This window comes from Pigmentiphaga soli, assembly GCF_039541095.1.
Classification (GTDB): domain Bacteria; phylum Pseudomonadota; class Gammaproteobacteria; order Burkholderiales; family Burkholderiaceae_B; genus Pigmentiphaga; species Pigmentiphaga soli.
In genome coordinates, this window is record NZ_BAABFO010000009.1 from 144,331 (window position 1) to 156,899 (window position 12,569).

The following is a 12,569-nucleotide window of genomic DNA, read 5'->3' on the forward strand; positions in this document are numbered from 1 at the left end:
TTATAGCACCAGCGTCTCGTCCCAGTACTCGAAGGTGTCGGTACCGGTGGCGCCGACGCCGGTAGCCATCGGCTGCGAGGACTGCGAGCCCAGCAGGTAGGCCTGTTCGAGCTGGCTGGCCGCGTCGCCGCCCAGGCCGACGAAGTCGTCCGGGTCGGAGTCGAGGTCGGCCAGGTCGAGCTGGACCGCCGAACCGTACAACTGGTTCAGGTAGGCCCGGGTGCCTTCGCTGGTGGGCAGGACCGACGACAGCGCCGGCGACGCGAAGCGCGAGCCCAGGTACGGCGCCGACAGCGCGGAGGCCAGCCCTTCGGCCTCCAGGTTGCCGGTGTCGATCTCGGGCTCGATCGGCGAAGTGACGCGTTCGGGCTGGCCGAGCGCCACCAGCTGGCGGTGCGTGACGGTGCCGGTCAGCAGGTTGAACACGGTTTCGCCGCCGGGGCCGCTGTCGCGCAGCACCAGTCCTCCCGGCGCGTCGACGTCGACCCGGTCGGCCGAGACGACGATCGCGCCGACCGACGATTGGCCGCCCTGCCACACCGGACCGTAGCCGCGCATCACCAGCTCGCCGGTGACGACGTTCGGGCCGCTGCCGTTGCCGGCATCGCCGATCACGCCGCCGCTGCTGGCCAGCGTCACCTTGCCGCCGGCGCCGGTGTCGACCGTGCCGAGCGCGATGCCGCCGGTGGCCGCCATCGTGACGGCGGCGCCGTCGACCACCAGCGACGAACCGCCGTCCATCGCGATGGCGCCGGCGGCATCGACCAGCAGGCTGTCGCCGACGTCGAGCGAGGCGCTGCCGTGCAGCGCGACGCTGCTGCCGTGGATGGCGAGCTGGCCGGTGGCCAGTTGCGCCAGCACCGACAGGTCCACCGTGGCGGCGCCGGAATCGGCGGTGGCCCGGCCGTCGACCGCGTGGCCGAGGTCGACCCGGGCGAAGCCTTGCAGCTGCGCCAGGGTGTCGCCGCCGATCAGCAGCGCGCCGGCCGGGCCGGCGGCCCCGATCGCCACGCCGCCGCCGGTATTGGACTCCAGCATCGCGTGGGCGTCGCCCGAGGCGGTGACCGTGCCGAGCAGGCTCAGCGTGTCGGCCGTGATGAACAGGTCGCCGCCGGTGCCCAGCTCGACCGCGCCCAGCACCACCGACGAGGCGCCGACGATGCGCAGCGTGCCGCCGTCCAGCGCCAGCAGGTCCTTGAACTCGACCCGGCCCGACGCTTCGATCACGACCTCGCCGGTCACGTGCACTTCGCGGTCGAAGGTCACGTCGGCCGCGTCGGACACGCGCAGGCTGTCGAGCGCCTGGCTCTGGCCGACGCTGTCGGAGAAGGTGATGGAGCCGCCGGCGCCGGACAGCACCAGCGAATCGGTGCCGCCCGCGCCGACGCCGTCGACCGCGCCGTGGAAGGTGATGTCGCCCGCGCCGCCGCCCAGGCCGGCCTCGACCGAAACGTCGCCGCCGATCAGGACGCGGTCGTCGATGTCGACCGAACCCTGGACATGGACGTCGGCGTCGGACACCGTGGTGCCGGCGCCCGAGCCGTGGACGGTCAGCGCGCCGGCCGACACCGAGCCTTGCAGCACGACCTGGCTGCCGATGCCGGTGGCGTCGACCAGGACCGGATCGGCCAGATCCACCGGCGCGTCGACGCCGGAGATGCGGATGATCTGGCCCGCCCCGCCGTTGCCGATGACGATGGCCTCGAAGCCCGGCATCAGGTGCGACAGGTCGCCGGTGCCCAGGTACAGGGAGTCCGGATAGCTGGCGCCCAGCGAGGCGTCGCCGATCGAGATCGACACGGTCGGATCGGCCGGCCGGATGATCAGCGTGCCGCCGTCGCTGGCGACCGGCGCGCTGATCACGATGTGGTTGCCGATCAGCTCGACATCTTCGCCGTGCGCGTCGATCGGCTGGTCGATGTAGGCCGTGCCGGTCTGCGTGCTCACCTGCGTGCGGCCCTCGGTCGACAGCGTGCCGGTGCGCACGTCGCCATCGGCGTCGAGCGCGATGTCGCCGCTGCCCGAGGCGATGCCGGCGTCGGCATCGGCGTGGATGGCGCCGGTGGTCTCGATCCGCACGTCGCCGCTGCCGTCGGCCGCCACCGCGCCGTCGCCGGCTTCGGCGCCGCCGTCGGTCAGCACCACGTCGCCGCCCGCCGTCAGCACGATGCTGCCGTTGCCGCCGGTGGTGCGCAGGTCGGACTGGGCGGCGTCGGTCGAAGCGGCGGCCGCGCCGGTCGCGTCCACCTTGCCGACCGTGACGGAGACGTCGCCGATGGTGATGCCGTCGGCCTCCGACAGATAGATGCCGCCCGCCGCCGCGCGGCCGCTGACGGTATCCACGCGGATATCGAGCGGGTTGGCCGAGCTGGCCACGCCGGCGCCGGCGGCCAGCCGCAGGCCGGCCGCGATCACGTTGGCGTAGACGTCGCCGCCGTCGATGATCGAGCCCGACAGCGCGGTGACCGCGACGTCGCCGGCGGTGGTGATGCCGCCGACGGTGACGTCGCCGCCGGCTTGCACGCGGATGTCGCCGCCGGCGTTGAACAGGCTGCCCGCGGCTTGCGTGACGTTGCCGCTGGCGGCCTCGACGTCTATGGTGCCGGTGCCGCCGGTGGCGATGCCTGCCGTGCCGTTGAAGACGACCGAACCGCCGGCCAGCACCGTCACGTGGCCGGTGCCGGCGGCGATGCCGGCGTTGGCCGTGACGTCGGACGCGGCGCCTTGCGCATCGATCAGGATGTTGCCCGAACCGTTGGCCGACACCGCCTTGCCGTCGGCCGAGGCCGTGCCATCGTTCAGCACGACGGCGCCGCCGGCCGACAGCACGATGTTGCCGTTGCCGGCCGTGGTCGCGATGTCGGACTGCGGGCCTTCCGTGGTCGCCGTCACGCCGGCGGCACCCGCCTTCTGCACCGTCACCGTCACGTCGCCCACCGTCAGGCCGTCGCTTTCCTTCACGTAGATGCCGCCGCCGGCCGCGCGCGCCGTCAACGTCGTCACCTTGGTTTCGAGGTGGTTGGCGCCGCTGCCGATGCCCGCGCCCGCGTTCAGGCGCAGGCCGACGGCAGCGATGTCGATGTTGCCGTCGTCGGCGCCGTCCACCGGCGCGTCGGCGTCGGCGATCGAACCCGCCTGCGCGGTGATCGAGACGTTGGCGTTGGTGGCGATACTGCCCAGCACGACGTTTTGCGTCGCGATGAGGCGGATGTCGCCCGAAGCGCTGGCGAACGTGCTGCCCGCGGCCTGGGTGATGCCTTCGCCGGCCTCGATATCGAGGGTGCCGGCGCCGCCGGTGGCGATGCCCGCCGCGCCGTTGAAGACGACCGAACCGCCGGCCAGCACCGTCACGTGGCCGGTGCCGGCGGCGATGCCGGCGTTGGCCGTGACGTCGGACGCGGCGCCTTGCGCATCGATCAGGATGTTGCCCGAACCGTTGGCCGACACCGCCTTGCCGTCGGCCGAGGCCGTGCCATCGTCCAGCACGACGGCGCCGCCGGCCGACAGCACGATGCTGCCGTTGCCAGCGGTGGTCACGACGTCGGACTGCGGACCGTCGGCGGTCGCCGTCACGCCGGCGGCGCCCACCTTCCGCACCGTCACCGTCACGTCGCCCACCGTCAGGCCGTCGCTTTCCTTCACGTAGATGCCGCCGCCGGCCGCATGCGCCGTCAGGGTCGCCACCTGGGTTTCGAGCAGGTTGGCCGCGCCGCCGATGCCGCTGCCGGCGTTCAGGCGCAGGCCGGCGGCAGCGATGTTGATCGTGCCGTCGTCGGCGCCGCCCGCCAGCGGGTCGGCGTCGCGGATGAAGCCCGAGCCCGCCGTGATCGACACGTTGCCGTCGGTGACGATGCTGCCCACCGTCACGTTCTGCGCCGCCGCGAGGCGGATGTCGCCGGCGGCGGTCATGACGTTGCCCGCGGCCTGCGTGATGCTGCCGCCGGCTTCGACGTCGATCGTGCCGGCGCCGCCGGTGGCGATGCCCGCCGCGCCGTTGAAGGCCGCCGAGCCGCCGGCCAGCACCGTCACGTGGCCGCTGCCGGACTCGATGCCGGCATCGGCCGCGACGTCGGAAGCCGTGCCCTGCGCGTCGATCAGGACATTGCCCGAACCGTTGGCCGACACCGCCTTGCCGTCGGCCGCCGCCGTGCCATCGTTCAGCACGACGCTGCCGCCTGCCGTCAGCACGATGCTGCCGTCGTTGGCCGTGGTCGCCACGTCGGACTGCGTGGCCTCGACGATGGCCGCCGTGTCGGCATCGGCGCCCACCTCCTGCACCGTCACGCTCACGTCGCCGATGGCCAGGCCGTCGGTTTCCTTCACATAAATGCCGTTGCCGGCGCGCGCCGTCAGCGTGGCCACCGTGGTTTCGAGCGCGTTGGCCGCGCCCCCGATGCCGGCGCCCGCGTTCAGGCGCAGGCCGGCGGCCGAGATGTCGACCGCGCCGTCGTCGGCGCCGCCCACCGGCGCGTCGGCGTCGATGATCGCGCGGCCCGCCGTGATCGACACGTTGCCGGCGGTGGCGATGCTGCCCACCGTCACGTCCTGCCCCGCCGCCAGGCGGATGTCGCCGGCGGCCGTGAACGCGCTGCCGGCCGCCTGGACAAGGCTGCCCGTCACCGCGCCGACGTCGATGGTGCCGGCGCCGGAGGTGGCGATGCCCGCCGTGCCGTTGAACGTTACCGAGCGGCCGGCCAGCACGGTGACGTGCCCGGCGCCCGAGGCGATGCCGGCCTCGACCGCGACGTCGGACGCCGCGCCCTGGGCGGAGATCAGCACATTGCCCGCGCCGTTGGCCGACACCGCCTTGCCGTCGGCGGCGGCCGTGCCGTCGCCCAGCGCGATGCTGCCGCCGGCCGTCAGCACGATGCTGCCGTCGTTGGCCGTGGTCACGAGGTCGGACTGCACCGCGTCGACGGTCGACGTCACGGTCGCGTCGGTGCCTAACTTCTGCACCGTCACGCTTACGTCGCCGATGGTCAGGCCGTCGGTCTCCTTCACGTAGATGCCGTTGCCGGCCAGGGCCGTCAGCGTCGAGACCGTGGTTTCGAGCGCGTTGGCCGCGCCGCCGATGCCCGCGCCCGCGTTCAGGCGCAGGCCGGCGGCGGCAATGTTGACCGCGCCGTCGTCGGCGCCGCCCACCGGGGCGTCGGCGTCGGCGATGGCGCCGCCGGCCGTGATCGCCACGTTGCCGTCGGTGGCGATGCTGCCCACCGTCACGTTCTGCGCCGCCGCGAGGCGGATGTCGCCGGCCGCGGTCATGGCGTTGCCCGCGGCCTGCGTGATGCTGCCGCCGGCTTCGACGTCGATCGTGCCGCCGCCTGTCGCAATGCCCGCCGCGCCGTTGAACGCCGCCGAGCCGCCGGCCAGCAGCGTGACGTGGCCGGTGGCCGACGCGATGCCGGCGTTGGCCGTCAGGTCGGAGGCCGCGCCCTGCGCGTCGATCAGCACATTGCCCGCGCCGTTGGCCGACACCGCCTTGCCGTCGGCCGTCGCCGTGCCGTCGTCCAGCACGATGCTGCTGCCGGCCGTCAGCACGATGCTGCCGTCGTTGGCCGTGGTCACGAGGTCGGACTGCGCCGCGTCGACGGCTTCGGCCGTGTTCGCGCCGGTGCCCACCTTCTGCACCGTCACGCTCACGTCGCCCACCGTCAGCCCGTCGCTTTCCTTCAGATAGATGCCGTCGCCGGCCAGGGCCGTCAGCGTGGCGACCGTGGTTTCGAGCACGTTGGCCGCGCCCCCGATGCCGGCGCCCGCGTTCAGGCGCAGACCGGCGGCCGAGATGTCGACCGTGCCGTCGTCGGCGCCGTCCACCGGCGCGTCGGCGTCGACGATCGCGCGGCCCGCGGTGATCGACACGTTGCCGGCGGTGGCGATGCTGCCCACCGTCACGTCGCGCGTGGCCGACAGGCGGACGTCGCCGCCGGCGCCGAAGGCGCTGCCGGCGGACTGCACGATGTCGCCGCCCAGCGCCTCGACGTCGACGGTGCCGGCGCCGCCGGCGGCGATGCCCGCCGCGCCGTTGAACGCCGCCGAGCCCGCTGCGGCCACCGTGACGTGGCCCGTGCCGGACGCGATGCCGGCATTGGCCGTGACCCCGGCGCCGGCGCCCTGGGCCTGGACCAGCACGCGGCCGGAGCCGTTGGCGGCGATGGCCAGGCCGGCGGCGCCGGCCGTGCCGTCGTTCAGCGTGATCGCGCCGTCGACGGTGCGCAGCACGATGTTGCCGTTGCCGCCCAGCGTGCGCAGGTCGGACTGGGTTGCGTCCGCCTTGGCGGCCGTCTGGGCGTCAAGGCCGACGCGGTTGACCGTCGCGCCGACGTCGCCGATCGCGACCGCGCCCGACGACAGCAGGTAGAGGCTGCCCGCATCGGCCTGCGCCGTCAGGGTATCCACCTGCACTTCCAGGTGGTTGACCGCGTCGCCCACGCCGGTGCCCGTCTTCAGGCGCAGTCCGGCGGCGGTCACGTTGACCCCGCTGTCGTTGGCGCCCGCGGCCAGAGGATCGGCGTCGGTGACGGCGGTGCCCGCCGTGATCGACACGTTGCCCGTGGTCGACACGCGGCCCACCACGACGTCCTGGCCGGCCGCCATGCGGATCGCGCCGCTGCCGGCCGCGAATACGCTGGTGCCGGTCATGCCCAGGCGGACGCCGGCCTCGACGTCGATGGTGCCGGCGCCGCCGGTGCGGATGTCGGCGGTGGAAACGAAGGAGACCGTGCCGGTCGACAGCACGCTGATGCTGCCGGTGCCGGACACGATGTCGGCGTTGGCCAACAGCAGGCCGCCCGCCTGCAGCAGGATGTTGCCGGCGCCGGAGGCCGCCACGGCCTGGTTGGCGCCTTGCGAACCGTCTTGCAGCGTAAGCGCGCCGCCCGCGACCAGCACGATATTGCCGTCGCCGGCCGTGGTGCGGAGGTCGGACTGCGCGGCATCGGCGGCGGCCGCCGCCGTGCCGGCGACGCCGACCTTCTGCGCGGTGACGGCCACGTCGCCCACGGTCAGGGCATCGGTTTCCGTCACGTAGATGCCGCCGGCGCCCGCGCTCGCGCTGAGCGTGGCCACCGTGGTCTCCAGGTGGTCGGCGGCGCTGCCGATGGCGGTGCCGGCGCTCAGGCGCAGGCCGCCCTCGGCCGACACCACGTCGATCGCGGCGTCGTCGGCGCCGGCCACCGGGGCGTCGGCGTCGATGATGGAGCCCGCCGCCGCGGTGATCGACACGTTGCCGGCCGTGGCCGCGCTGCCGAGGGTGACGTCCTGGCCGGCCAGCAGGCGGATCGCGCCGCTGCCGGACAGGAAGCGGCCGGTGGCCGACTGCGTGATGCTTCCCGTGCCCGCCTCGATGTCGAGCGTGCCGGCGCCGGTGGTGATGACGTCGGCGCCGGCGCCGAAGATGACCGAGCCGGACGCCAGCACGCTGACGTGGCCGCCGGCCGAGGTGATGTCGGCATTGGCGCCGGCCTGCACGTTGCCGGCCTGGGCCTGGATCAGCACATTGCCGGTGCCGCTGGCGGCGACGGCGATGCCGTCCGCGTTCGCGGTGCCGTCGGCCAGGATGATGTCGCCGGTGGCGCTGCGCAGCACCACGCTGCCGTTGCCCTCCGTGACCGTGACGTCGGACTGCGCCGCGTCGTCCAGGTCGGCGGTGGCGGCGCCGATGTCGACGCGGCGGACCGTGGTCTGCACGTCGCCGACCGTCAGGCCGTCGCTCTCCTGGATGAAGATGCCCACGGTGCCGGTGCCGCCGGCGTTGGCGGCGGCCACGGTCAGCGTGCCGACCGCGGTTTCCAGCAGGTTGCCGGACAGGCCGACCACGGTGCCGGCCTGCAGGCGCAGGCCCGCGGCCGTGATGTCGACCGTGTCGCCGCCGCCCGCCGCGTCGGCGTCGAGGATGGCCCCGCCGGCGGCGACCACCGACACATTGCCGGCGGTGGAAACGCTGCCCAGCGTGACGCTGCCGCCGGCGTGCAGGCGGATGTCGCCCGTGCCGGCCAGGACGGCGGCGCCCGCCGCCTGGGCCAGGCTGCCGGCCGCCGCCTCGATATCGATGGTGCCGGCCGCCGAGGTTTCGACGTTGGCGTCGAGCTGGACCGAGGCGGCGCCGATCACGGAAACGTCGCCGCCGCCGGACCGGACCGCCGCGCCGATGGTCACGCTGCCGGCCACGGCCTGCAGCAGCACGTTGCCGGCACCGCCGGCGCTCACGCCGACGCTGCCCGCCGTGCCGGCGCCGACCGCCAGGTCGCCGGCCAGCACCGTCAGCACGATGGCGCCGCCGTCGGTGGTGGCCAGGTCTTCCTGCGCGTCGTGGCTGGTGGCCGCGGTCGCGCCGGCCGTGGTCACGTGATCGACATCGACCGTGACCGAGCCGACCGCCGCGCCGTCGGCTTCGTTCAGGAACACGCCCGCCGCGCCGGCTGCCGCCGTCACGGTGGAGACGCTGGTGGCGAGCATGTTGCCCGCGGCGCCGATGCCGCCGCCAGCCGTCAGCCTCAGGCCGGCCGCGGTGACGTCGGTCGCGGCGGCGCCGCTGACGATGTTGCCCGCGGTCGCCTCGATGCTGACGCTGCCCGCGCCCGCTACGACGCTGGCCAGCGTCACGTCGGTGCCGGCCTGCAGCACGATGTCGCCGCCGGTACTGTAGGTGACGGTGCCGTCGGCCATGGCCAGGCTGCCGCCGGCGATCATTTCGATCGTGGCGCCCGCCTGCTGCGCGGCGACGCTGGCGTTCTGCGCGATGTCGCGGCCGGCGATCAGGCTGATGCTGCCGCCAGTGCCGGTTACGCCGTCGTCCAGGATCAGGTCGGCGGCGCTGCCGCCGGCCTGCAGCAGCACGTTGCCGCCGGCGCTCACGCCCGGCGTGCCGGCGTCGCCGTCGCCGTCGACCAGTGTCAGGGTGCCTTCGGCAGTCCACAGCACGACGTCGCCGCCGGCCGTCAGCGCGCGTTGCGCCGCGTCGGTCAGCGTGCCCGCCGCGGTGCCGTCCAGGCCCACGCGGTTGACCTCCACGGAACCGGCCAGGCCCGCGTCGATGGCCGACGATTCGGCCACGTACAGGCCGCCGGTGCCGGCCGCCGCGCCCAACGCGGCGACTTCGGTCTCGAGCGCGTTGTCGCCCGCGCCAATGCCGCTGCCGGCGTTCAGCCGCAGCGTGCTGGCGTAGACGTCTACCGTGCCGTTGCCGGTCTCGCCCGCGTCGTCGGCGATGGCGCCGCCCGCCACGATGCTGACCGCGCCCCAGGCCGGCTGGCTGCCGGACGAGCGCGCATCGAGCAAGCCGACCGTCACGCTGCCGGCCGCGGCCACGCGGATGTTGCCGCCGGTCGTCTGCATCAGCGAACCGGCGGCCATCTGCACCGCGCCGTCGGAGCCGGCGGCGGTGCCCGCGGCATCGACGTCGATGGTGCCGGCGCCGCCGGTGACCAGGGCGACCTCGCCGGCCACGGTGATCGAGCCGCCGGCCAGGACGCTGAGGTTGCCGCCGCCGCTGCCGATCCCGGCGTCGATATGGATATCGCCGCCCGCGGCCGACAGCAGCACGCTGCCGGTCCCGCCCACGTACACGCCGGCATCGGCGCCGCCGGCTGCGACCGTCAGGTCGCCGTCGGCCACGTCCAGCACGACGGCGCCGCTGTCCGCCGTGGCGAGGCCTTCCTGGCTGAAGGGGCCGAAGTCGGACACGCCGCCGTCGCCGACCACGCCATGCTGGGCCACCGTGACCAAGCCGACGGTGACGCCGTCGGTTTCGGCGATGAAGACGCCGCCCATGAAGGCCAGGGCCGACAGGGTGGTGACGCTGGTCTCCAGCGCGTTGCCTTCGCCGATGCCCGCGCCGGCCAGCAGCGCGAGGCCGGCCGCGGCGACGTTGGGCTCGGCGCCATCGGCGGCGTCGCCGTCGATGATGCTGCCCAGCACGGCCATGACGGACACGTTGCCGGTGCCCGCGTCGATCTGCTGCAGCGTGATGTCGTAGTTGGCCGACAGCGAGATGTCGCCGCCGTTGCCGGACACCTTGGCGCCGCCGCTCATCGTCAGGTCGTTGCTCGCGAGCAGCTCGATGGTGGCGCCGGCCGCCTGCGTGGCCGCGCTGGCCGACAGCAGGAGGTCGTTGCCGGCCACCAGGCTCAGCGCGCCGCCGGTGGTGCCCACCGCGGCCTGCACCAGCAGGTCGCCGGCGGCGTCCAGCAAGACGTTGCCGCCCGCGCTCACGCCCGCCACCGACGCGTCGCCGGGGTCGCCGGCAATGGTGATCGAACCGTCGTCGGTGAACAGCACCAGGTTGGCGCCGGCCGACAGGCCGGTCTGCACGCCGTCGCCCACGGTGGACGACGTGGTGCTGCCGTCGGACTTGACGCGCGCCACCGAGATGGCGGCCGTCTGGCCAGTGGCGATGGCCGTGGCCTCGGACACGAACAGGCTGCCGGTGCCGGCCGCCGCGCTCAGCGCGGCGACTTCGGTTTCGAGCGCGTCGTCGCCCGCGCCGATGCCGCTGCCGGCGTTCAGCCGCAGCGTGCCGGCATAAACGTCGACCGAGCCGGCCGGCGACTCGCCGGCGTTGTCGGCGATGGCGCCGCCCGCCACGATGCTGACCGCGCCCCAGCCGGCCTGGCCGGTGAGCGCGTCGCCGCCGCGGTCGGCCGCGCTGCGGGCGTCGAGCACGCCCACGGTGACCGTGCCGCCGCCGGCCACGCGGATGTTGCCGCCGTCGGTCCGGATCGCGGCGCCGTCGGCCATGGCGACGTTGCCGCCGCCCTCGACGTCGACCGTGCCGGTGCCGCCGGTGCTGATACCGATGCCGGCCGCCTGCGACACGGCGCCCTTGGCTACTACGCTGATGCTGCCGGTGCCGCTGGCGACATTGGCGTTCAGGCTGATGGCGCCCGGCGCCGAAACATTGGCCCAGTTGGCGGCCAGCAGGATGTTGCCGCTGCCGCCGGCCGTGACGGCCTGGCTGACGACCAGGTCGCCGGCGCGCGCGGTGCCGCCGTTGACCACGATGTTGCCGTTGGCCGTGGTGGCCAGGCCGGCCAGCATGGCGTCGCCGCCGTCGAACGACGACGTGGTGCCGGCCGCGGCCACGCGGTCGACGGCCACCGCCGCCACGCTGCCGATGATCAGGCCGTTGGCCTCGCTGACGTACATCGAGCCGGCGGCCGATGCGCTCAGGATCTCGATCGAGGTTTCAATCGCGTTGGCGGAGGTGCCGATGGCGCCGCCCGCCTCCATGCGCAGGCTGCCCGCGGTGATGTTGACCAGCTGCGGCGAGGTGGCGTCGGCATCGGCGTCGGTGATCGCGCCGCCCGCGCGCAGGCCGATCGCGCCGGCCGTGGAAGAGCCGGTGGTCACGGTGGCGATCTGCAGCGCGCCGCCCGCGTCCATGCGGATGTTGCCGCCGGCGCTGACGATGCGCGTATCGGCGCCCATCGCGATCGAGTCGGCGGCGGCGATGTCGATGGTCTTGGCGGCGCTCGAAACTTGCACCTTGGCGCCGCTACCGAACGTGATGCCGGCGGCCGACTGCAGCGAGATGCTGCCGCTGGCGGAAGTGATGTCGGCCGTCACGCTCATCGACGGCGCGGCGCCGCTGACGTGCGCGCTGCTCAACAGGATGTTGCCGACCGCGCCCGTGCTGCGCACGATGCCCTGGACCACCAGCGCGCCGTCGAGCGCGCGGATCGCGATCGAGCCGTCGCTGCCCGCGGAGTCGACCGCGTAGGAGCCCGAGCCGATCGTCAGCGCCAGCCCGGTGGCTTCGTCGACGAAGATGCCGCCGCTGGTGGCGTTGGTGGCGCTGAGGGTGGCCACCTTGGTCTGCAGCGCCGCTCCGGCGCTGCCGATGCCGGTCGCGGCCGACAGTTGCAGCGCGATGGCCTCGCCGTCCACGTTGGGACCGTTGCCCGTCAGGCCATCGACGATGGCGCCGCCGGTCGAGCTGAGCTTGACCTGGGCCGAGGTCGCGATGTGGCTGACCGTCAGCGTGCCGGCGGCCGTCATGGTGACGGCACCGCTGGTGCTGATCGTCTCGCCGTCGGCCATCAGCAGGGTGCTGCCGGCGGCGACGTTCACCGCGCCCGTCGCGGTGAGGTCGCCGCTCAGGGTGACGGCGCCGCCGGCGTTCACGCCGATGCCGCCGGCCGTATCGAGGTCGGCGTCGCCGGCGACCGCGATGTCGCCGGTCGACTGCATCGAGATCGAGCCGCCGGACGACAGCGCGTCGCTGACGTCCAGCGAACCGCCGGCCGCATTGAGGCTGATGCCCCCCGTGCCCTCGACGTCGATGCCGCCGCCGTCCTGGTCGATGGTCAGGGCGCCGGCGGCGGTGCTGATGCTGATGCTGCCGCTGCCGGCCGCGTTGGACTGATGCGCCGACAGGACCGTCAGGTCGTGGCCGCCGGCCAGCTCGCTGATGACGATGTCGCCGGTGGTGCCGGTATTGACCGCCGTGACGGTGTCCACCTGGGTGAACTGCAGCTTGATGCCGGTGGCCGCGTGCACGTCGAGGTCGCCCGCGATCAACGGCTCGCTGGTACGGCTGTCGGTAGTGACGTTGGCTTGCGACACGGCGCCGC

At 74.1% G+C, this 12,569-nt stretch carries 1 protein-coding gene (running past one end of the window); it reads right to left on the reverse strand.

The genetic code is table 11. The features are described from left to right. Positions 1-12,569, reverse strand: the end of a protein-coding gene (locus ABD927_RS11560) for an LEPR-XLL domain-containing protein (protein ID WP_345249471.1). It continues 37,483 nt past the right edge of the window; the window shows 12,569 of its 50,052 coding nt (coding positions 37,484-50,052); its start codon lies beyond the right edge, outside the window; it ends in the stop codon at positions 1-3.